The sequence below is a fragment of the Epilithonimonas arachidiradicis genome (assembly GCF_003610695.1).
GTDB lineage: Bacteria > Bacteroidota > Bacteroidia > Flavobacteriales > Weeksellaceae > Epilithonimonas > Epilithonimonas arachidiradicis.
Map to the genome: position 1 here is coordinate 184,566 of NZ_RAQH01000009.1, position 21,088 is coordinate 205,653.

Genomic DNA, 21,088 nt, shown 5'->3' on the forward strand with positions numbered 1-21,088 from the left:
GAAACGTTTTTTTATAAAGCTTATTTTCTGTCAACAAAAAATTCCTGCCTATTTTCTAAGCAGGAATTGTAATGTTTTAAAAATCATTTTATTGTTTAATCACTTTTTGAGTTTCTGATTTACCATCAGCAAAATCAATTTTTATCAGATAAACTCCCGACTGTAATTTGGAAAGATTAATTTTTGTAGAATTATCTTCTAACAAAATTTTACCATCTGCGTTATAAACAGAGACTTTGCTAACTTTTGCAGTTGAATTGATGTTAATGAAATCTTTCACAGGATTTGGATAGACTGAGGATTTTCTTATATTAATCTCATCGGTTCCCAATCTCACAATACTCGAATAAACAGGACCATACCAGACACTGCTTTTGTCATCTGTACATTTTGATTTTACATAAGTTTCGTAAGTCCAGTTAAGATTGAGGTCGCTGCGAGAATCTTTTGGTTCGTTACTGATGTCACGATAAACTTCTCCTCCGGCAGCAGTAAAAATATTTCTTCTTCCCCAGAGTGTCTGCCATTGGTTAGAAGTTCCTGTCTCTTTCCAGGTAAGATCTACAGTTGTATTAAGTTGATTAGCGATTTTCAAGTCATAAGGCGTAGAACAAATTACATCGCCATTTTTTTGATTTTGGATGTACATTGAGATTGGGAAATAACCTTGCTGTCCTGTAAAAACAGCAGTAGGAACATCTATTTTAATTGTATGAGTTCCGGCAGATAGATTTCCCAAGCTAATTTCACGATTCGGAATCACATCGCCAGGACACCAGTTGTTCCAGGAGATCCAACCTCTAAGTGTTTTTGCGCTTGTTCCATAGATTCCATTTCCTTGTGTATTATATTGTCTGTAATCCTCACAGTTTTTCCCACCTGGCATATATTGATTTACCAATTGATCATCTAGATAAACATAGTGTACTCTTTTTACATATTCTTCACCATTGGTATTAGAGCCGTGATTGGAAGTAATCAGATGCAAAGAAGCGTTGGGAACAGGCTGATCTAGCGTAAAAGTAACCAATCTTGTCGTTTGTCCCGGGACATCAGTAGCATTATAATTATTCAGGTTTTGACGATAAGATAATGGCAGAAGAAAGTTCTGTGTTGGAGTAGCCGTCCCACTAGTTACGAATTCCAGGTTACCACGGAAAACGTCTGTCCTGTCAGCACATCCGGCAACCTGCGTATTGGCAGCTGCAGAATATCCATCCGCTCTAAATTCAATCCAAAAATCATAGATAGCTGATAAACTTGAGTCGTGCAGAATATTGGATATATTATCAACCTGATAGCTATAAGGAACCTGAGTTGGGGAGACATTTTTATTCATAAAAGGTGTAATAAAACGTCCAATCTCTATACGCTTGATGTCAGCTTGATTGAAGGTATAAGTTGTACTTCCTTTTGGAACCAAAACCAGGTTAACACCGGCAAGCCTGTCGTAGTTGTCACAAGCGGCGGTCAAAACAATATTCATTTTAACGCTGCTTCCTATGGATGCAATTTCAGTTTCAGTTAGTTTTCTGGAAATAATATCCTGCTCGTAGGCGTGCAAACGAATGGCTCCGGCAGGGATTTGGGAAAATGCTTCTGGCGGCATTGTCTGTCCTTCTCCCAAATAATGATACATACTGTAAAAAGGAACATCATTGAAAACCGAAACATTTTGAGCTCTGAAAAACGGCGCTATTGCAAGTCCGGCAAGAGCAAATAGTAGTTTTTTCTTCATATTAGATTATTAATCTAACAAATTTAGAAAATCTTTATTAATAAAGGTTTTTTGATTGGTTATTTATAAAATTAATTTTCGTTTCAAATTATAATGTTGTGATTTTAATAATTTAGAAATCTTAGATTTCATTCTCCGATTATCATTTGTAATTGTCCCCGGAAAAAGTTATCTTTAAGAAAAATTACAAATTATGATATACGTTGGTTTTATTGTCTTTTTTGGATTAATAACATTATTTGCGTCGTTCTTTACAGTTAAACAGGAAACAGCAGCAATTGTTGAACGTTTGGGGAAATTTCATTCGGTAAGACATTCGGGTCTTCAGCTTAAAATTCCGTTTATTGATCAGATTTCCAAAAGAATGAATCTTAGAATTCAACAATTGGATGTGATGATTGATACCAAAACCTTGGATAATGTTTTTATCAAAATGAAAGTTTCTGTCCAGTATCAGGTTATCAGAACTCAGGTTGGAGATGCGTATTACAGATTAGAAAACCCCGAATCGCAGATCACTTCTTTTGTTTTTGATGTTGTGAGAGCAGAGGTTCCGAAGTTAAAACTGGATGATGTTTTTGTTAGAAAAGATGATATTGCTGTTGCTGTAAAAGGTGAACTCCAGGAAGCGATGAACAGTTATGGTTATGATATCATCAAAGCATTGGTGACTGATATCGATCCTGATGAGCAGGTAAAACATGCCATGAACAGAATTAATGCGGCAGAACGCGAAAAGACAGCGGCAGAATATGAATCTGAAGCACAAAGAATCAGAATTGTTGCCGTTGCAAAAGCTGAAGCCGAATCCAAAAAATTACAAGGGCAAGGTATAGCGGACCAAAGACGCGAAATTGCAAAAGGTCTTGAAGAATCTGTAAAAATGCTCAACAGTGTTCAGATTGAACCGCACGAAGCTTCTGCGCTGATTGTTGTAACACAGCATTATGATACGTTACAGTCTATTGGTGCCAACAACAGATCAAATCTCGTTTTGTTGCCTAATACACCAACTGCAGCGAGCACAATGCTCAATGATCTGGTAGCTGCGATGGCTGTTTCTAAGCAGATTGATAATGTTGATAATCCAAAACCTAATCGGCAAAACCCTAATTTATTATAAAAGAAAAAAGCCTGAATCAATCAGGCTTTTTTATTCGTCATCAGGATGAAAACCAATGGTTCTTACAGGCTCTTCTTTGGCTTTGTAAGTTTCAAGCTCTTGTTTCAGATCTTCAATTCTTGCTGCAAAACGATCGTAGGAATTATCTTCCGCTTCGGACAAAAATTCCTGAACATTATTCAGATATTCGCCCGTGAGCTTGGAGGCAGATTCTTTCAAACAATTGTCTAGGATTCCTTGACTAATCTGGATGTTTTCGGTTTTGTTTTTCAGGTACAAACTTCGGATTCTTTTCTTCAAACTCTGCGTAAAATCAACCAGCATCGTGTTAGAAAAAACTCTCATCTTTTCAGCTGTTTCCTGCCAAAAAGGGATTTGATCCGCTTTATTATTTTCTAATATTTTTAATAAAGTAGCATCTTTGCTCAGATTTTTTGTCATATTGAATAACAGCATCTCTGCCCGTTCCTGCTTATTGGGTGGGAAAACTGGAATCAAAACATCGAATCTTCCTGGAGCGAGAATTTCGGATTCTATTCCAACCAATTCTTTTGCAGAACCAATCATTAGAAGATTTTCTTTTTCAAATTTTTCAATATAATGGAAAATAGTTTCCCTGGCTTCTTTATATTCAGGGTTTGAATTTTGATTTTCCAATCTTTGCATCATGATATCATCAAAGTTTTCAAGGAACAAAACCAGATTTTCTTTCTTTAGCATTTGGTTCAGATAGTCATCAAAATTGGCTTTATCATTATTCAAAGTTGATTTTAGCTGAGATTGCCTAACCTCGTAAAAATCGAAGTTGATCATCTCTGCAATCTTTTTTGCCCAGAAAATTTTACCACTTCCCGGCGGGCCATAAACAATGATTCCGGCCGCTTTTTGAATTCCCCAATTTTTGGATTGCTCCGGATTGATGAATGGTTCCAGCATATCGGAAATATAAAAGAACAAATCCCTGTAACCGATAAAATCTCTTTGTTTCAGTGCCGTCTTACTGCCAAAATAATTATAGATAAATTGGTAATCGCCACCCAACTGATGGTCTATCCCAAAGGACGAAATGGAAGATTTGTAGATGCCATTATCAAAGATATTTGGGGATTGATACTGGATGATTTGCTCAACTTTCTCTTTAGGCTGATGTATCTTTTCAGCAATTTCGTCTACTGTTTTTTCTTGGCCCAGATCATCATCGTACTTTTTTAGGAATTCTCGATTCTCGGTAGCAAATTTTTCAAAATTTTGGCTGATATTAAGATCAGGTGAAAGACAATCTGAAATTTCGAGGTTAAAATCTTGAATGAATTGTTTGATGCTTTCTTCGGATATATCTAATTTTTTAGAAAATTCTGCAATGTTGTAGATCATTATTAATGTTTTCCGAAATTTAACAAAAACCATACAAAACTGAGTAACAATTGCTGTAAGAATAAGACTATTCATAAAAATAAACAGATGGAAAAAATTCTGGAAGTAAAAAACTTAACCAAAAAATTCAAGCATATTGCGGTGAATAACATTTCCTTTGATGTGGAAAAAGGAAATGTTTATGGTCTTTTGGGGCCAAATGGAAGTGGAAAATCTACCACTTTCGGGATGCTGCTTTCTACAATCAATCCAACCTCCGGCTCTTGGAAATGGTTTGGAAAAGAAGGTACAGATACGGATACACTCAAAAAAATAGGCGCAATCATAGAGCAGCCTAATTTTTACCCTTATCTCTCAGCGGAAAAAAATCTGGAAATTGTTGCGACGATAAAAGGCGTTTCTAATAAAAGAATCGATGAGGTCTTGGAAACGGTTAATCTTTTAGCAAGAAAAAAAGAAGCTTTCAAAACCTATTCTCTTGGGATGAAACAGCGTTTATCGATTGCATCGGCTTTGTTGGCTAATCCTCAGGTTTTGATTCTTGATGAACCTACAAACGGACTGGATCCGGAAGGAATCATCCAAATCCGTGATATCATCAATTCTATTGCGAAATCCGGGACTACAATTATTGTGGCAAGTCATCTTTTGGACGAGATTGAGAAAATCTGTTCTCACGTGATTGTTCTGAAACAAGGAACTGCCATCTATTCCGGTTCTGTAGAGGCAATGAGTAATACAAAAGGTTTCTTTGAATTAAAGGCAGAAAATACAGAATTATTAATCTCAGCTTTAAATCAACTGAATATTTTCTCTAGTGTGAAAGAAAGAGAAAAGCTTATTATTGCTCAAATTTCGGAAGATATTTCGGCATCAGAACTTAATAGAAAATTATTTGAAAAAGGGATTTCCTTATCTCATCTTCAGAAGAAAAAAGAAAGTCTTGAAACTCAATTCCTGGAACTTGTAAAACAAACCAACTCATGATAAGATTATTAAAATTAGAATATCTCAAGAATCTGAATTACAATCCATTCAGGATTTTTGCTGGATTATATTTCATCGTTTTGATTTTACTGTTGTTCATCGGGTTGATCAATTTTGACTTGGCTGGATTGAAGATTAACTTGAAAGAACAAGGGATGTATGATTTTCCCGGGATCTGGAATTTCACAACTTATATTGTTGGATTGTTGAAAATATTTTTAGGCTGCATTATTGTTTTTTCAATTTGCCAAGAGTTCAGTAACAGGATGTTTAAACAGAATATTATTGATGGACTGAGCAGGGAAGAGTTTGTAGCATCTAAGCTATTGACGATTTTTGTTTTTACAGGGTTTTCCACTTTAATAGTTTTCATCATCGCTTTTATTTTAGGTAAAAGTTATTCGACAACACAAGAAAATGATTTGATTTTTAAAGAGATTTATTTCATTTTCAATTACTTTTTGAAGCTCTTTACATTCTTTTCTTTCTTGATGTTTTTATCTGTATTATTCAGAAAATCAATATTTGTTTTCCTTGGATTTTTTATGATTTGGTTTGTTGAAGGTATTCTATCTGGTATAGAAAAGTTTTCGTTGATGAATAATGTTGCACCAAAAGAACAAGGGAAAATAATGATAGATCACGTTTTTCTGACAGATTATTTGCCTTTAGGAAGTATGTCAAATCTTATTCCTTCACCATTAGTAAGAACCAATATGGCAAAAATGTTCGGAATGGAATTTAAGTTTGAATATCCAATCGAAAGTGTTATTGCCTGTATTATTTGGTCTGTAATTTTCATTGCCGGAAGTTATTGGATTCTCAGAAAGAAAGATTGGTAGAATTAGCTTTAATTAAATGTTTTATATATTTGATATGTAATTTACTATAATTTCTATTTAAAGTTAATTTTATATATAATCAAAGCTATTGTTCAAACGAATGATAGCTTTTTTGATTTTATTTGTAGATTTTTATCTACAAAAGCCCTTAAATAAAGCGTTTTCCAGCGGTTTTTTTAACCCAATTTTAACTTTTAATTTATTGATTTTAACAATAAAACGGATAATTTTGCATCAATGGATTTTAGATTTGCCATAGTTGTATTAAGCCTGTTTTTTTCTTCTCAATTTTTAATTGCCCAGAAGAGCTATAATGCTTTGGTTTATGAAGGCAATAAAAAATTTGATGCAAAAGATTATAATGCGTCTTCAAGTAAATATTTAGAAGCAATCTCTGTGAAAAGTGGTAATTACACAGCTCATTACAATCTCGGGAATTCGCTTTTCAAAAGTAAAAAATACGAAGAAGCTGCAGCCGAATATCAGAAAGCTGCTAAGCTTACCAAAAGCAAATATGAGAAAGCTGCTGCCATTTATAACCAAGGGAATGTTCAGATGGAATCCAATAACCCGGAAAAAGCAGCTGAACTTTATAAGCAAGCGTTGAAACAAGATCCTTACAACGAAGCCATCCGAAAAAATTATGAGATTGCGATGCTAAAGGATAAAGAGAAGAAAGAAAAGCAAAAAAAAGATCCTAACAAGGGTAAAGGACAAGGCAAAGACCAAAAAAATCAGGATCAATCGGGTAAAGGCGATCAGAAGAAAAATCAGCAGAATGGACAAGGCGATCAGCAGAAAGGAGAAAGCCAGGGAAAACCTAATCAGCCTAAGAAGCAGGAAAACAAAATACCAGAAGAAGCAGAAAAAATGATCTTGCGAGACATAGAAAATCGCGAGAGAGAAACTGCAAGAAGAATATTAAACAAAAGAGCCAATTCGATGCCGCAAAGCAACGAAAAGGATTGGTAAATGATAAGAAAAAATTTATACATATTATTTCTTTTAGCATCGGTTTATTCGTTTGCTCAGGTTAATCTTTATTCTGAAGTTAATACCACGGATACCAAAGTAAATAGCCCAATTGTGTTTACTGTGGTTTTGGAAATTTTTGGTGAAGATCTTAACATGGAGTCTCCTGTTAAGTTGCCAGATTTGACAAAGTTCGATTTTAAAATTTCATCAGACCAAACAACATTAATTGATCCTGTTAAAAAAATCAGATTGAATCAAATTGTGTATCAATTATTATTAGATCCAAAACAAACTGGGAATATTAAAATTGGTTCTGCATTGGTCAAGGTTAATGGTAAAATGTACAAAACGGAGCCAATTGATATTTTTGTAAAAGACGCAGATAAGAAAGCTGTTGCAACTAATAATCCTGCAAAAAATATGTATTTGCAAATGCAGTTAGAAGAAAGGGAAGTTTACAAAGATGAACCTGTTGTTGCTGTTTTAAAAGCTTTTTCAAGAAATATTTCAAATTTCAGACATCTCGAGCCAGCGAAATTTGAATCGGCAAGAAATCTTATGATTCGTTCTATTGCCAATTTTGATGAGTCGATAGAGGATACGGAAAATGATTATTCCTCTCAGGTTGTCGGGATGTTTGTAATTGTACCGAAAGTGGCTGGTGTGATGGATGTTCCGCCTGTTGAGATTCCTTTCACAAATCACAAAAATACACTCGTTTCTAATAAAGTTAAACTCAATGTAAAAAAGTTGCCGGAAGGTGCTCCGGAAAATTTCCATAATGCAGTCGGAAAATATGATGTGAAAATTGAAATGGTTGATAAGGGCAAAGAAAATTTTGAGATCAATAAAGCTTTCAATGTTGCTGTAAAAGTTAGTGGCTGCGGAAACCTTTCTCCTTCAATCGTTCCGAAAATTTTGCCTTCTCCGGACTATGAAGTTTTTGAACCAAAGATTGTCAATAATTCTACGCCAACAACTAAAGGGATCGAAGGTGCAGTAGAAGCCCAATATGTTATCATTCCTAAGAAACGTGGTGATTTGAAAATCTCGACAGAAAACTTTTCGTATTTTGACCCCAAAGAAGAAAAATATGTAGATGTCGGCTCTAAGATTTTAGTCCTAAATGCTGTTAATGCACAAGATATCGCCAATGCAAAAACTACTTTGCAAAAAGTGAATGAATATACCAATAATGTTTTGGAGAAAGTAGATTCGCCTGTAATGAATACAAAAAAATTACAAGTGAAAGAACATAACAAGCTGAATTGGTTGGGTATTTTAGGTAATCTTTTGATTATTGGTTTTGGTTCAATAATATTTGTTTATTTCAACAAACGTCGCAAAGAAAATAAAAAAAGAGAACTGGATAAAAAAAATCTACCTTTGGAACCGATTGTTACTATCGAAGAAACCGAAGCATTACTGAGAAATAAAAAGAAGTTTGAAACTGATTCTTATTTTAATTATTTAAATAGAAAACTGAATGATAATAATGCATCTCAATTCTTTGAAGCTTTCGAAGAGTTGAAAACAGACGCAGATCAATATTGCCAGGATCATTATTTATCAACCTTTGGAGAATATCTGAGAAATAATTACGGGCTTAATGATTATGAAAAATATAGTCAATTGATTGCCAAAGTCAACATCGAAAAATATTCGCCGTTTTCAACTAAGGAAAAGCAAACTGAAATTTTGGACGAAATAAAAAGGGTTTATCAATTGCTTTAAGAATTTGTCAAAAATAATTTATATTTTTGCGAAATCTTTAAAAATAAAGTTATGGAATTTCTGGAAGAATTTTCGATCAAAGAAACAATGACCGCTTTTATGGTTTTGTTTGCAGTTATTGACATTTTGGGTTCTGTTCCGATTATTGTTTCACTCAGACAAAAATTCGGTAAAATCGAATCTGAAAAAGCTGCTATTGTTGCAGGTTTGTTGATGATTTCATTTCTTTTTATCGGTAATAATATTTTGAAATTTATTGGTGTAGATGTCAACTCATTTGCGATTGCCGGAGCTTTTGTAATCTTCATTATTGCGATTGAGATGATATTGGGAATAGAGATTCATAAAACCAATCAGCCGCAAGCTGCATCTATTGTTCCGATTGCTTTTCCGCTAATTGCAGGGGCTGGAACTTTGACGACAACTTTATCTCTGAGAGCAGAGTATCACGATGTTAATATCATCTGCGGCATTGTCCTGAATACGATTCTGGTTTATGCTGTTTTGAAGCTGGCGCCCTGGATTGAGAAAAAAATGGGCGAGGGCTCTTTACAAGTTTTACAAAAAGTTTTCGGAATTGTGCTTTTAGCCATCTCTATTAAATTATTTACTGCTAACTTTGCACAGCTGTTTCAGAATTACATTCACTTTTAATCATATTGAAAAATGAAGACATTTTATAAAGTATTCCTAGTTCTTTTTATCCTTTTTGTTGGGATTAATTTTTATGCCATAGATTGGAGAGCGGGATTTTTTGATGATGAAAATACAAAATTCATATTCTCTATTTCCTCAGGAATTGTAGGAATTATCGTAGTTTATATTCTGCACACCTGGAGTAAGTTAGCAGAGAAAAAATAAAAAAAAACGCTTCAGATTTCTGAAGCGTTTTTTTATTCAATTTCTGAAAGCGCATTCCTCAAAAACCGGATACTTGTTGTATTTATTTTTGACTGAGTTTGCGTATTATCTCATTGCGAGAGGATTTCTTCCACCAGTTCATCTTCACATTCATATTTATCTTCTTCATCAAACATCACCGTTGTTGCAAAATGAATTAACTCTTCCTTACTCAGCTCGTCCGCAAGATATTTGTCACAGATTTTTATTAATTCTGTTCGGGTAATAATCATAATATTTTAATCTCTCTGAAGCTCTAAAACGTTCCAACTCTCCAACTCAAACTATCTGTCATAGAGCTTGTCATACAACTTGATAAAATGTTCTTTAATTACTTTTCTTTTCAGTTTCAGAGTAGGCGTTAGCAGACCGTTGTCTTCAGTCCAGACTTCCGGTGTTAATTCTATTTTTTTCACCTGTTCCCACTTTCCTAAATGAGCATTGATTTTAGCAAGTTCCTTTTCGATTTCGGCTTTTAAATCCTTAGAATTGGCTATTTCTTCCGGAGAGTTTCCAATATTAATGTTGTTTTTTGATGCCCAGTTTTTAGCAAATTCGAAATCAGGCTGTACCAAAGCTGTCGGCATTTTTTCGCCATCACCAACAACCATTATCTGTTCAATGAATTGTGAGGCTTTGGCAAGATTTTCAATGACCTGAGGTGCGACATATTTCCCGCCGGAAGTTTTGAACATCTCTTTCTTCCTGTCGGTAATGAAAAGGAAATTATCTTCATCCAGCATCCCGATATCACCCGTTTTGAAATAACCGTCTTCAGTAAAAGCTTCTTTGGTTTTTTCTTCGTCTTTATAGTAACCTTGTGTCACAGTCGGACCTTTTACGGTTATTTCACCATCTTCCTGGATTTTCACATCGATATTTTTGATAGGTCTTCCAACAGAACCTATTTTAGTAAATCCGAAACTGTTCACAGCCATTACAGGTGAAGTTTCAGTCAAACCGTAACCTTCCAGAATCGGGATGCCTGCGGCGTGAAACATCGTATTCAATCGCTTAGAGAGAGCTGCCGAACCGGAAACCAAAGTAATAATATTGCCGCCCAGACCTTCTCTCCATTTGCTGAAAACCAATTTGTCCGCAATGATATGAGCCAAAGACTTAGAATCACCGATTTTATATTTTTCAGCAACTCTCAGAGACCAGAGAAATATCCTGGATTTGATGCCGCCGGCTTCCGTTCCTCTTTTGTAAATCGCGTCGTAAACTTTTTCTACCATTCTTGGAACCACGGTCATATATTGCGGTTTCACTTCTTTCAGGTTTTCGCTGAGCTTTTCGTTACTCTCTGCAAAATACATCGAGATGCCGTTGGTCATAAAAAGATACAAAACCATTCTTTCATAAACGTGGCAAAGCGGAAGAAAGCTCAGAGCGCGGTTTTTCGAATCTTTGTAAGGCACTCTGTCTTCGCAACCTAAGACATCGGAAACGATATTCTTATGCGTTAGCATCACGCCTTTTGGTCTGCCAGTAGTTCCGGACGTGTAAATAATCGAAGCCAGTTCATCCTCAGAAATCGAATCTTTAATTAAATCAACTTCCTGCTGATTATCGCTTTCTTTTCCTAATTCTAAGAGTTCTTTCCAATGTTTGGCATTACTGACTTCATCAAATGTAAAAATCTCCTGCAAATCGGGTAATTGATTTTTTATGGAATTGATTTTATCAAATAATTTTTCATCGGAAACGATACAGATTTTCGAATCGGAGTTCTCAAGATTATAAACACAGTCTTCTCCCGAAATCGACGGATAAATAGGAACAGTAATCAAACCAATCTGCAAAGCAGCCTGATCAAAAAAACACCATTCGACTCTGTTGTTAGAGGATATCAGTGCTATTTTATCACCTTTTGTAAGACCGTATTTTAATAATGCTCTTGATAATTGATTGGTAATTTTGATGTATTCATCCGTAGATATTTTCTCCCATTTTCCGTTTCTTTTATCACAGACAAAATCATCTTTTTCGAAATTAGCTTTCGAATAATAAGGAATATCGAAAATCCTTTTTACTTCCATTGATTGTTATTTTAAAAACTGACGTTTATCGCAAATATAAATAAATATGAACTTCCCGAATGTTAATATTTGCATAAAAAAAGCTATCCATTGGATAGCTTCGGTTTATTCCTTATACATTCTGTCATATAAATCCTGAAATTCTGCTTTAATCGCTTTTCTTTTCAGTTTAAGTGTTGGTGTCAGCAGTCCGTCATCGATGGTCCAGATTTTCGGAGTTAATTCAATTTTCTTGATCTGTTCCCACTTTCCGAGATGCTCGTTGATTTTTTCAATTTCTTTCTCGATTCTTGATTTCACCGCAGGATTAGCAGCAATTTCTTTTGGTGAATCAGAGATTTTAACATTGTGAAGTTCCGCCCAGTTTTTAGCATATGCAAAATCCGGCTGTACCAAGGCACAAGGCATTTTTTCGCCGTCGCCGACCACCATTATTTGCTCAATGAATTTCGAAGCTTTTGCAAGATTTTCGATGACCTGTGGTGCAATAAATTTTCCGCCAGAAGTCTTGAACATTTCCTTCTTTCTGTCCGTAATGAATAGAAAATTATCTTCATCCAGATGTCCAATATCACCTGTTCTGAAATAACCGTCATCGGTAAAAGCTTCTTTGGTTTTTTCCTCATCACGGTAGTAACCTTCAAAAACAGAAGGACCTTTTACTACAATTTCGCCATCGGATTCAATTTTGACTTTGACATTTTCCAAAGGAATTCCAACGGAACCCACTTTCACTTTTCCAAAGCTGTTCACCGAAATTACCGGTGAAGTTTCTGTCAATCCGTAACCTTCCAAAATCGGAATTCCTGCTGCGTGGAACATTGTATTTAAACGTTTTGACAAAGCAGCAGAACCGGAAACCAATGTGACCAGATTTCCGCCCAGACCTTCTCTCCATTTTTTGAAAACCAGTTTGTCAGCAATCGTGTGCATAAAGGATTTTGGTTTCCCCAATTCATATTTCTCAGCGATTCCTAATGACCAAAGAAAAATTTTCGATTTTAACCCGCCTGCAGCTGTTCCTTTATTATAAATAGAATCATAAACTTTTTCTACTAACCTTGGGACGACCGTCATATATTGAGGTTTCACTTCTTTGACATTTTCCCCAATTTTCTCAATGCTTTCAGCGAAATAAATGGAAATCCCATTACTTAGATAAAGATAAAAAATCATTCTTTCGAAAACGTGGCAAATCGGAAGGAAACTCAACGCTTTGACTTCTTTATAATCCAATCCTTTTTCTTTTGGGATTCTCGGCGTACTTGCAGTAACGTTAGAAACCAGATTATTATGGGTTAGCTGGACACCTTTCGGTTTACCGGTTGTTCCGGAAGTATATATAATCGTCGCCAAATCTTCAGGATTGATAGCTCTTGCCAAATCATCCACTTCAATTTGTGTCGCGTCGTTTTCGCCAAGATCAAGAATCTCGTTCCAGTTTGGTGCGCCATCAACATCATCAAAAGTAAAAATCCCGGCTAATGAAGGAATATTGGGTTTTGCATTGGTTAGTTTTTTATAAAGTTCGGCATCGGAAACAAAACAATACTTGATTTCGGAGTTATTAAAAATATAAACATAATCTTCCTCAGAAATTGTAGGATAGACGGGAACTGTAACCACTCCGATTTGTGAGATTCCCAAGTCCATCACTGCCCATTCGGTTCTGTTGTTAGAAGTGATGAGTCCTATTTTATCTCCTGGTTTGATCCCCAGCTTCAGAAGTCCTCTGGAAATCTTATTCCCCTGATTGATAAACTCAAGCGTAGATGTTTTATTCCAATTTCCATTTTTTTTTGTCACGAGACAATCTTCTTTCGGAAATTTTTCCATCGCCAAAGCGGAAAAGTCAAATATTCTTTTAACGTTCATAAAATATCCTTATTAATATATTATTAAAATTGAGTTTACATTATCGTAAATATAATTTTTTTTTCCAAGATAACAAAATGTTATAATTTCCTTTGAAATTTTCTCAAAAAGTTTAAATTTACGGACGAAAAATTTAATCAAAAACATATGGATTTCAATCTTACAGAAGAGCAACAGATGATTCAGCAAGCCGCAAGAGATTTTGCACAAGCAGAACTTTTGCCGGGCGTTATAGAACGAGATGACCAACAAAAATTTCCGCACGACGCAGTTAAAAAAATGGGAGAAATGGGATTTCTCGGGATGATGGTTGACCCAAAATACGGTGGTGCTGGTCTGGATAGTGTTTCTTATGTTTTGGCAATGGAAGAGATTGCTAAAGTTGATGCTTCTGCAGCGGTTGTAATGTCGGTGAATAACTCTCTGGTTTGTGCAGGTTTGGAAAAATTCTGCAACGAAGAGCAAAAAATGAAATATCTGAAACCGCTGGCGAGTGGCGAAGTGATCGGTGCTTTTGCTTTGTCTGAGCCAGAAGCTGGTTCTGATGCTACTTCTCAGTCAACAACAGCCGAGGATAAAGGTGATTACTACTTGTTGAACGGAACCAAAAACTGGATTACCAATGGTGGAAATGCAACTTATTATATTGTAATCGCTCAAACCAATCCTGAGAAAAAACATAAAGGTATTAATGCTTTTATCGTAGAAAAAGGTTGGGAAGGTTTTGTTGTTGGAAAGAAAGAAGACAAATTGGGAATCCGTGGAAGTGATACGCATTCTTTGATGTTTACTGATGTGAAAGTTCCTAAAGAAAACAGAATTGGTGAAGACGGTTTTGGGTTCAATTTTGCAATGGCTGTTTTGAATGGCGGTAGAATCGGGATTGCTTCTCAGGCTTTAGGTATTGCTTCTGGAGCTTACGAATTGTCTTTGAAATATGCGAAAGAAAGAAAATCTTTCGGAACAGAAATCATCAATCATCAGGCAATTGCATTCAAATTAGCAGATATGCACACGAGCATAATGGCGGCGAGAATGCTGATTTACAAAGCGGCCGCAGAAAAAGATGAAGGTAAAGACATCTCAGAAAGTGGTGCGATGGCAAAATTGTACGCTTCTCAGGTAGCGATGGATACAACGATAGAAGCGGTTCAAATCCACGGAGGTTACGGTTATGTGAAAGAATATCACGTTGAAAGAATGATGCGTGATGCCAAAATCACTCAAATCTATGAAGGAACTTCGGAGATTCAGAAGATTGTAATTTCGAGGTCAATTGCAAAGAAATAATTTGAAATTTATCTAAATACTAAACCTTTCTATTTTCAGAAAGGTTTTTTTATTGAATTAAGAATTAAAACTTCGGATTCTGTAAATTTGTTTCAAAATCAATAATCATTTATCGCTCATCATTTATAATCAGATGTCGGAATTAAAGAAAATCAGGGAAAAACAAAATCTGACTCAGGAAGAACTGGCTGAAAAGTCGGGGCTTTCTGTAAGAACCATTCAACGTATCGAAGCCGGGACTGAACCGAAAGGTTATACTTTGAAAACTTTGGCTTCAAGTCTGGATGTTTCTGAAAAGGATTTATTGACGCCGATTATTCTGACAGAAGTTGTTGTAGAAAATCCAATTGTTGAAGAACCTGTTTTACCAATAGAAAACGAAGCGATTGAAAATTTGACTTTAATCAAAATCATCAATCTTTCTTCACTTCCGTTATGTTGGTTTCCGATAGCCAATTTTCTACCGCCATTATTGATAATGTTGATTTCAAAACAGAAATCTCCACTTGTCAAACAAATCATTTCGCTTCAAATTATTTTAGCTGTTATTGCTCCAATTATTTTTATGTTAGTTGTGATTTTAAAGCTTGGTAAAGCGTCGGTAATGGTAACAATGATTGCTTTAACATTAGTGAATATTTTTATTATTCTTAGAAATGCTTATCAATTAGATAAAAAACAAAGTCTTTATTATAAGCTGGATTTCAATTTGTTATGATCTTTTCAGCCAATTGTCGGGTGATTGTCGGGCTCAATTTTTGACTTAATATCAATTAATTCTGAACCTTTGTCAAAAAATAAAACAATGACAAAACAATTCGGAATTATCTTCCTTTTTCTATTCCTTTCTATCGGAAATCTGAAAGCTCAAATTGATGAAAATTCACCGTTATTCCTTGAGCTCAAAAAGCAGGACAGTATTTTTTTTGAACGTGGATTCAATAATTGTGATATCGCTTATCTGGAAAAATCAGTAGATGATCATCTGAAATTTTATCACGATAAAGGTGGCTTTCAGGACAAAAAATTATTCTTGGAAAGAACTAAACAAAACATCTGCGGCAACCCGAATCAAAAGCCTATCCGAAAAGTTATTGAAAACAGTCTCGAAGTTTTTCCACTTTACAATAATGGCAAATTATACGGCGCCATACAATCCGGAGAGCATCGGTTTTTTATCCGTGAAAAAGGAAAGCAAGATGCTTTAGGTGGTCAGGCAAAATTCACTACAGTTTGGACGAAGAAAAATGGAAACTGGATAATGAGCGATATCCTGAGTTATGACCACGGCGACGCTAAATTAGATGACAAAGCTAGTAGCATTGAGCAACTGATGAAAGATAATAACATTCCGACTTTAGGATTAGGTATTATTGAAGATGGAAAATTAACAGGCATAAATGTTTACGGAACTCAGAATGGTAAAATGTCAGCGGCTTATAACAGTCTTTTCAATGTGGCTTCTTTAACGAAGCCAGTGACTGCGATGACGGTTTTACGCCTGGTAAGTCTTGGAAAATGGAACCTCGATGAACCGCTTGATAACTATTGGATTGACCCGGATATAGCGAACGATTCCCGTCACAAAAAGCTGACCACGAGATTGATATTAAGTCATCAGACAGGATTTCCCAACTGGCGTTGGATGAATAAAGATAATAAATTGAATTTCGAATTTGAGCCAGGAACAAAATATCAATATTCAGGAGAAGGTTTTGAATATCTGAGAAAAGCCATCGAGAATAAATTCCATAAAAGTCTGGAAGAAATGGCTAAAGAATATGTTTTCCAGCCTTTGGGAATGGACGATACGAGTTATATTTGGAATGAAAAAAAAGATGCAGACAAAATCGTGATTGGTTATGATAGTAACGGAAAAGCTTATGATATTGTGCGGAATAAAACCGCTAATGCAGCAGATGATTTGACAACGACTGTGGAAGATTACGGAAAATTCCTGGTTGCGGTTATGAATAATGAACTTCTGACGCCTTCGGTTTTTGAAGCGATGAAATCCAAACAGGTTGAAACCAAAAAGAATAAATATTTCGGACTTGGCTTTGAAATTTATGACTTAGGAAATGGCGAAATTGCTTTATCACACGGCGGTTCGGACAAAGGTGTCAACACAATTGTTTTTCTTTTGCCTAAAACCAAACAAGGTCTGATTATTTTTACCAATGTAGATGACGGCTACAAAATCTACCGACAGCTGATTGAACAGTATCTTGGTGATAAAGGTGAAAAGATTATTGAAATTGAAACGAAATAAATTTGATTACAATAAAAAATATTTCGCCAAGCTCAATATAACACGACTTGTCGAAGTCTAAAAAAATAATTACAGTTAATAAATTTAATTGTAATTATTTTTGTTACATTTAGAAATTATTCTAACTTTGCACCGTTATGAACAACACACGATTTGCAACCGCTATCCATATTTTGACACTTCTTGCGAAAGATCCGCAAGAATGGCTGACATCTGACTGGATTGCCGGAAGTGTGAATGTGAATCCTGTGATTGTCCGTAAAGAATTGATTAATCTCAAAAAATCTGGCTTAATAGAAAGCAGACAAGGAAAAGTCGGAGGTGTTAGAATTGCTAAAAATCCTGAACAGATCAATATTTCAGAAATTTACGAATCGGTAAAAAATACGGAAGTTCTTGGTAAAAGAAATCAAAACCCAAATCCGCTATGTAGTGTTGGAAAAGACATCAACAAAAATCTTGATATTTTATTTGGTGAAACGGATGATTTGGTTTTCCAGTTTTTGAAAAGCAAAAAATTGTCAGATTTTACCAATCAATTCAGTTAAAAATTTTTGACTTAAAATGTAACAAAATATATTACAATTAATTAAAATTTAAAATTATGAACAAAAAAGTAGCAGTAATCGGAGCAACAGGCTTCGTAGGAAAACAAGTCGTAAACGAATTATCAAACAGAGGGTATTCTGTAAACGCTATTGCAAGAGACAGTTCAAAAGTAGAAGCGAAAGATAACGTAACTGCAACCAGCGCAGATGTGAATAATGTAGAAGAATTAGCAAAAGTTTTGGAAGGGAGTGATGCTGTGATCAATACTTTCAATGCAGGTTGGACCAATCCGAATCTTTATGACGACTTTTTAAACGGTTCCAGAAACATTGAAAAAGCGGTTGAAAAATCAGGTGTTAAGAGATTTATTACCGTTGGTGGTGCAGGAAGCTTGTTCATCGACGGGCAGCAATTGGTTGACGGTCCGGATTTTCCTGCTGATATCAAACCTGGCGCAACAGCTGCAAGAGATTACCTGAACGAAATCAAAAAGAACGAAACTTTGGATTGGACTTTCTTCTCCCCGGCAATTGAAATGCATCCGGGAACTGCCGGCATTAGAAAAGGTACGTACAGAACAGCCTTGGAAAATCCTGTCTTTAACGAAGAGGGAAGAAGCACTCTATCTGTGGAAGACGTTGCTGTGGCTTTGGTGGACGAGTTGGAGCAAAACAATTTCGTTAAACAACGTTTCACTGCGGCTTACTAAAATAATTTGGGCAACTATTTCCGCCTTCCGCTCCCAATCTTTTTTGCAGACGATTTCAGTTTAAATAGAACTTAAACACCAAGCAAAAAAGGATTTCCGCTCAAGTCGGGCTGCGTGTAATTCAGTTGTCAAATATTACGTTATTTAAAAAAGAAAACCTTTCAGTCAAACTGAAAGGTTTTTATTATAGTAAAAATATGTCTAAGTTTTATTTCTCATAAACCAAATAACCATAAGCAGGAAGACTCACATCAGAACCTTTGATTAATTCAGCTTTGCTATTTGTGAAAACATTCTTATAGCTTCCAACCGAATTATCATCTTCCAATTTGAAATTAACAGCATCTTTTGATGTATTAATCAAAACCAAAACTTCACGTTCTCCATTTTTTCTTAGATAAGCCAAAACTTTGTCGTTAGAAGTTGTGTTGATCCAATAAGTCGTTACAGCTGGGTCACCACCTCTTAAAGCAGGATTTTCAGATTTAAGATTCAATAAAGTTTTATAGAAATCCTCCAATTCGTATTTTCCATTCCAAGGAATTCGGTCTTTTTCGAAAAACTCCAGACGTTTTGTTTTCATTGGCAATTCTTGTCCGGAATAGAGTAGTGGAACACCATTCCAAGTAGCAGAAAAAACAGCTAAAGCTGGCGCAAAATCGCCGTATTTTTCATATTCGGTGCCATTCCAAGAGTTTTCGTCGTGGTTTGTAGTAAACCAAGCTCTCATAGAGTTATCGCCGATTTTGGAATATTGCTCCAAAAGATTTTTAAGGTCAGAAAGCGGTAGATTCTTCTGGTAGAAATCTTTGGAAAGATGCATCCATTTCCAGCTATAGCTCGCATCGAAAACTTTTCCATAATCCGGATTTTCTAGCTCATCAAATTCGCCTAAGAAGAAAAGAGGTTTCAGTTTCTCCACTTCTGGTCTTGCCTGTTGCCAGAAATCAACTTCTACCCAGCTTGCCAGGTCGCAACGGAAACCATCGATGTTAGTTTCCTTTACCCAATATTTCATTGCATCTATCATTGCCAGACGCATTTCTTTGTTGGTATAATCCAACTCAATAATATCGTCCATTCCGCTCGCTTTATGGAAACTGCCGTCTGGGTCTTTCAGAAACCATTCAGGATGAGATTTTGTCCAAACGTGGTCCCAACCTGTGTGATTCGCTACCCAGTCGATAATCACTTTGAATCCCATTTTATGCGCTTCATCTACCAAGTGTTTAAAGTTCTCCAAAGTCCCAAATTCAGGATTGATTGTGGTGTAATCATACGCAGCGTAAGGACTTCCCAAACTTCCTTTTTTGTTTTGCTGAGCAATAGGTGTAATTGGCATAAACCACAACGTTTTAACGCCCATTTTTTTCAGCCTAGGAAGCTCTTTTTCAAATGCTGCAAAAGTACCTTCCGGTGTATATTGTCTAACATTAACTTCGTAGATATTGGTCGTGCGTTTCCATTCTTGCGGATTTTCCATAGTATGATTCTGGGTTTTGCAGGATAATAATAATGCGGCGAGTGCCGGAAGAAGAATCAGTTTTTTCATTCTAAAATTGTTTCTCTTGAGTTGTGAATTCTTATTGTCTATTCTGTAAATGTAATAAAAATTAAAAAGTCCGAAAAATATGGTCTTGTTAATGTTTTATAAAACTTGATTCTTAAAAAACGACGGATTATTTTGATTATTCTTTTGAAATACAATTTTGGGAAAACTTTAATACAAAATAAATAGTAAAGGTATTATTGTTGTATAAAGAAGCAATGAAATGTTAAATTAAAATATTATGTCAAATTTTAAAGGAAAAACAATTATAGTAACAGGAGCGGCAATGGGTTTAGGATTTGCCGCGGCTGAATCTTTAGCATCAAAAGGTGCTGACATTACATTGGTAGATTACAATGCAGAAGCGTTAGAAAAAGCAAAAGCAGACCTACAATCCAAATATCCGGATAGCCGATTTCTGACTTTTACAGCTGATGTGTCGGTTGAAGAAAATGTTAAAGCTTATGTTGATGCAACGGTAAAAGAATTCGGGAAAGTGGATGGACTTTATAATAATGCAGGAATCGAAGGAAGACAGGCGTCATTGGTAGATTACGATATAGAGGTTTTTAAAAAAGTTATTGATATCAATCTATTAGGTGTTTATTACGGAATGAAGTATGTGATTCCGGAACTTCAGAAAAATGGTGGTGGTAGAATTGTAAATGTTGCATCTGTTGGTGGAATCCGTGGTGTGGCAAATCAAACCGCTTATGTTGCGACAAAACACGCTGTAGCCGGAATGACAAAAAATGCGGCTTTGGAATATGGGAAATTCAATATCTTAACTAACGCCATTGCACCGGGAGCGATTTTGACGCCAATGGTAGCGGAAGCTTTTAATCAGGTGAATCCTGCTGACCCGAAAGCGGCGGAAGCAGAATATGCATCCCGAAATCCTACAAGAAAACTGGGCGACCCGAAAGATGTTGGTAATCTTGTAGCTTATCTGTTGAGTGATGAAAATGGTTATGTTTCCGGACAGGTAATTGCCATTGACGGTGGAGAATCTAATATGTACGGAAATCCTTAGAGACACTCTCCCATAAAGTGTGTAAGTTAAAAAGTGAGGGCTTGGATTTTATAATCTGAGCCTTTCTTCAAAAATAAGCATAAATTGGTTGAGAAT

General features: G+C 35.6%; 19 protein-coding genes. 13 read left to right on the top strand and 6 right to left on the bottom strand.

Annotated elements, in window-relative coordinates; translation table 11 throughout:
- Positions 1 to 88 precede the first annotated feature (88 nt).
- On the bottom strand, positions 89 to 1,738 hold the full coding sequence (locus BXY58_RS14350) for a peptide-N-glycosidase F-related protein (protein ID WP_120214553.1): 1,650 nt from the start codon (positions 1,736 to 1,738) through the stop codon (positions 89 to 91).
- A gap of 193 nt (positions 1,739 to 1,931) precedes the next feature.
- On the opposite strand from BXY58_RS14350, the gene BXY58_RS14355 reads away from it, so the two are divergent.
- Positions 1,932 to 2,861, top strand: coding sequence for an SPFH domain-containing protein (locus BXY58_RS14355; protein WP_120214554.1), 930 nt, complete (start codon positions 1,932 to 1,934; stop codon positions 2,859 to 2,861).
- A gap of 30 nt (positions 2,862 to 2,891) precedes the next feature.
- Here BXY58_RS14355 and BXY58_RS14360 read toward each other — a convergent pair whose 3' ends face one another.
- Complete coding sequence (locus tag BXY58_RS14360) at positions 2,892 to 4,235, bottom strand: AAA family ATPase (protein ID WP_120214555.1); 1,344 nt, start codon at positions 4,233 to 4,235, stop codon at positions 2,892 to 2,894.
- Positions 4,236 to 4,322: 87 nt separating this feature from the next.
- Here BXY58_RS14360 and BXY58_RS14365 point away from each other — a divergent pair, with 87 nt between their 5' ends.
- The 6 genes from BXY58_RS14365 to BXY58_RS14390 all read left to right on the top strand — a co-directional run bounded on the left by BXY58_RS14365 (position 4,323) and on the right by BXY58_RS14390 (position 9,634).
- Positions 4,323 to 5,222 (top strand): ABC transporter ATP-binding protein, encoded by a 900-nt coding sequence (locus tag BXY58_RS14365; RefSeq protein ID WP_120214556.1) that lies wholly within the window; start codon positions 4,323 to 4,325, stop codon positions 5,220 to 5,222.
- Complete coding sequence (locus tag BXY58_RS14370) at positions 5,219 to 6,064, top strand: ABC transporter permease (RefSeq protein WP_120214557.1); 846 nt, start codon at positions 5,219 to 5,221, stop codon at positions 6,062 to 6,064. The genes BXY58_RS14365 and BXY58_RS14370 overlap by 4 nt, the downstream gene beginning before the upstream one ends.
- A gap of 237 nt (positions 6,065 to 6,301) precedes the next feature.
- Positions 6,302 to 7,036, top strand: coding sequence for a tetratricopeptide repeat protein (locus BXY58_RS14375; RefSeq protein WP_120214558.1), 735 nt, complete (start codon positions 6,302 to 6,304; stop codon positions 7,034 to 7,036).
- Positions 7,037 to 8,773: a BatD family protein gene (locus tag BXY58_RS14380; RefSeq protein WP_120214559.1), complete on the top strand. Its 1,737-nt coding sequence runs from the start codon at positions 7,037 to 7,039 to the stop codon at positions 8,771 to 8,773.
- Between the two features lie 51 nt (positions 8,774 to 8,824).
- Entirely contained in the window at positions 8,825 to 9,427 is a 603-nt protein-coding gene (locus BXY58_RS14385) for a MarC family protein (RefSeq protein WP_120214560.1), read from the top strand.
- A 12-nt stretch (positions 9,428 to 9,439) separates the two neighbouring features.
- Complete coding sequence (locus BXY58_RS14390) at positions 9,440 to 9,634, top strand: hypothetical protein (protein ID WP_120214561.1); 195 nt, start codon at positions 9,440 to 9,442, stop codon at positions 9,632 to 9,634.
- Positions 9,635 to 9,744: 110 nt separating this feature from the next.
- Here BXY58_RS14390 and BXY58_RS16980 read toward each other — a convergent pair whose 3' ends face one another.
- The 3 genes from BXY58_RS16980 to BXY58_RS14400 all read right to left on the bottom strand — a co-directional run bounded on the left by BXY58_RS16980 (position 9,745) and on the right by BXY58_RS14400 (position 13,590).
- Positions 9,745 to 9,906, bottom strand: a complete 162-nt coding sequence (locus tag BXY58_RS16980) for a hypothetical protein (RefSeq protein ID WP_170144249.1) — start codon at positions 9,904 to 9,906, stop codon at positions 9,745 to 9,747.
- Between the two features lie 51 nt (positions 9,907 to 9,957).
- Positions 9,958 to 11,715, bottom strand: coding sequence for an AMP-dependent synthetase/ligase (locus BXY58_RS14395; protein WP_120214562.1), 1,758 nt, complete (start codon positions 11,713 to 11,715; stop codon positions 9,958 to 9,960).
- Between the two features lie 105 nt (positions 11,716 to 11,820).
- Positions 11,821 to 13,590 (bottom strand): AMP-dependent synthetase/ligase, encoded by a 1,770-nt coding sequence (locus BXY58_RS14400; protein ID WP_120214563.1) that lies wholly within the window; start codon positions 13,588 to 13,590, stop codon positions 11,821 to 11,823.
- Positions 13,591 to 13,737: 147 nt separating this feature from the next.
- On the opposite strand from BXY58_RS14400, the gene BXY58_RS14405 reads away from it, so the two are divergent.
- The 5 genes from BXY58_RS14405 to BXY58_RS14425 all read left to right on the top strand — a co-directional run bounded on the left by BXY58_RS14405 (position 13,738) and on the right by BXY58_RS14425 (position 18,410).
- Complete coding sequence (locus tag BXY58_RS14405; protein WP_120214564.1) at positions 13,738 to 14,880, top strand: acyl-CoA dehydrogenase; 1,143 nt, start codon at positions 13,738 to 13,740, stop codon at positions 14,878 to 14,880.
- 133 nt (positions 14,881 to 15,013) lie between these two features.
- The gene (locus BXY58_RS14410; RefSeq protein WP_120214565.1) at positions 15,014 to 15,598 is read left to right on the top strand and encodes a helix-turn-helix domain-containing protein; all 585 of its coding nucleotides are present in this window, start codon (positions 15,014 to 15,016) and stop codon (positions 15,596 to 15,598) included.
- Positions 15,599 to 15,685: 87 nt separating this feature from the next.
- Positions 15,686 to 17,152 (top strand): serine hydrolase domain-containing protein, encoded by a 1,467-nt coding sequence (locus BXY58_RS14415; RefSeq protein WP_120214566.1) that lies wholly within the window; start codon positions 15,686 to 15,688, stop codon positions 17,150 to 17,152.
- Between the two features lie 137 nt (positions 17,153 to 17,289).
- A complete protein-coding gene (locus tag BXY58_RS14420; RefSeq protein ID WP_120214567.1) occupies positions 17,290 to 17,700 on the top strand; it encodes an Rrf2 family transcriptional regulator in 411 nt (136 codons plus the stop codon).
- A gap of 56 nt (positions 17,701 to 17,756) precedes the next feature.
- Positions 17,757 to 18,410 (top strand): NAD(P)-dependent oxidoreductase, encoded by a 654-nt coding sequence (locus tag BXY58_RS14425; protein WP_120214568.1) that lies wholly within the window; start codon positions 17,757 to 17,759, stop codon positions 18,408 to 18,410.
- A gap of 208 nt (positions 18,411 to 18,618) precedes the next feature.
- Here BXY58_RS14425 and BXY58_RS14430 read toward each other — a convergent pair whose 3' ends face one another.
- Positions 18,619 to 19,962: an alpha-amylase family glycosyl hydrolase gene (locus BXY58_RS14430; RefSeq protein ID WP_120214569.1), complete on the bottom strand. Its 1,344-nt coding sequence runs from the start codon at positions 19,960 to 19,962 to the stop codon at positions 18,619 to 18,621.
- A gap of 238 nt (positions 19,963 to 20,200) precedes the next feature.
- On the opposite strand from BXY58_RS14430, the gene BXY58_RS14435 reads away from it, so the two are divergent.
- A complete protein-coding gene (locus BXY58_RS14435; protein ID WP_120214570.1) occupies positions 20,201 to 20,992 on the top strand; it encodes a glucose 1-dehydrogenase in 792 nt (263 codons plus the stop codon).
- Positions 20,993 to 21,088: the final 96 nt, after the last annotated feature.

Excerpts from the sequence above, each read along its gene's own strand:
- BXY58_RS14350 (WP_120214553.1), bottom strand. The coding sequence starts at position 1,738 with ATGAAGAAAAAACTACTATTTGCTCTTGCCGGACTTGCAATAGCGCCG.
- BXY58_RS14355 (WP_120214554.1), top strand. The coding sequence starts at position 1,932 with ATGATATACGTTGGTTTTATTGTCTTTTTTGGATTAATAACATTATTT.
- BXY58_RS14360 (WP_120214555.1), bottom strand. The coding sequence starts at position 4,235 with ATGATCTACAACATTGCAGAATTTTCTAAAAAATTAGATATATCCGAA.
- BXY58_RS14365 (WP_120214556.1), top strand. The coding sequence starts at position 4,323 with ATGGAAAAAATTCTGGAAGTAAAAAACTTAACCAAAAAATTCAAGCAT.
- BXY58_RS14370 (WP_120214557.1), top strand. The coding sequence starts at position 5,219 with ATGATAAGATTATTAAAATTAGAATATCTCAAGAATCTGAATTACAAT.
- BXY58_RS14375 (WP_120214558.1), top strand. The coding sequence starts at position 6,302 with ATGGATTTTAGATTTGCCATAGTTGTATTAAGCCTGTTTTTTTCTTCT.
- BXY58_RS14380 (WP_120214559.1), top strand. The coding sequence starts at position 7,037 with ATGATAAGAAAAAATTTATACATATTATTTCTTTTAGCATCGGTTTAT.
- BXY58_RS14385 (WP_120214560.1), top strand. The coding sequence starts at position 8,825 with ATGGAATTTCTGGAAGAATTTTCGATCAAAGAAACAATGACCGCTTTT.
- BXY58_RS14390 (WP_120214561.1), top strand. The coding sequence starts at position 9,440 with ATGAAGACATTTTATAAAGTATTCCTAGTTCTTTTTATCCTTTTTGTT.
- BXY58_RS16980 (WP_170144249.1), bottom strand. The coding sequence starts at position 9,906 with ATGATTATTACCCGAACAGAATTAATAAAAATCTGTGACAAATATCTT.
- BXY58_RS14395 (WP_120214562.1), bottom strand. The coding sequence starts at position 11,715 with ATGGAAGTAAAAAGGATTTTCGATATTCCTTATTATTCGAAAGCTAAT.
- BXY58_RS14400 (WP_120214563.1), bottom strand. The coding sequence starts at position 13,590 with ATGAACGTTAAAAGAATATTTGACTTTTCCGCTTTGGCGATGGAAAAA.
- BXY58_RS14405 (WP_120214564.1), top strand. The coding sequence starts at position 13,738 with ATGGATTTCAATCTTACAGAAGAGCAACAGATGATTCAGCAAGCCGCA.
- BXY58_RS14410 (WP_120214565.1), top strand. The coding sequence starts at position 15,014 with ATGTCGGAATTAAAGAAAATCAGGGAAAAACAAAATCTGACTCAGGAA.
- BXY58_RS14415 (WP_120214566.1), top strand. The coding sequence starts at position 15,686 with ATGACAAAACAATTCGGAATTATCTTCCTTTTTCTATTCCTTTCTATC.
- BXY58_RS14420 (WP_120214567.1), top strand. The coding sequence starts at position 17,290 with ATGAACAACACACGATTTGCAACCGCTATCCATATTTTGACACTTCTT.
- BXY58_RS14425 (WP_120214568.1), top strand. The coding sequence starts at position 17,757 with ATGAACAAAAAAGTAGCAGTAATCGGAGCAACAGGCTTCGTAGGAAAA.
- BXY58_RS14430 (WP_120214569.1), bottom strand. The coding sequence starts at position 19,962 with ATGAAAAAACTGATTCTTCTTCCGGCACTCGCCGCATTATTATTATCC.
- BXY58_RS14435 (WP_120214570.1), top strand. The coding sequence starts at position 20,201 with ATGTCAAATTTTAAAGGAAAAACAATTATAGTAACAGGAGCGGCAATG.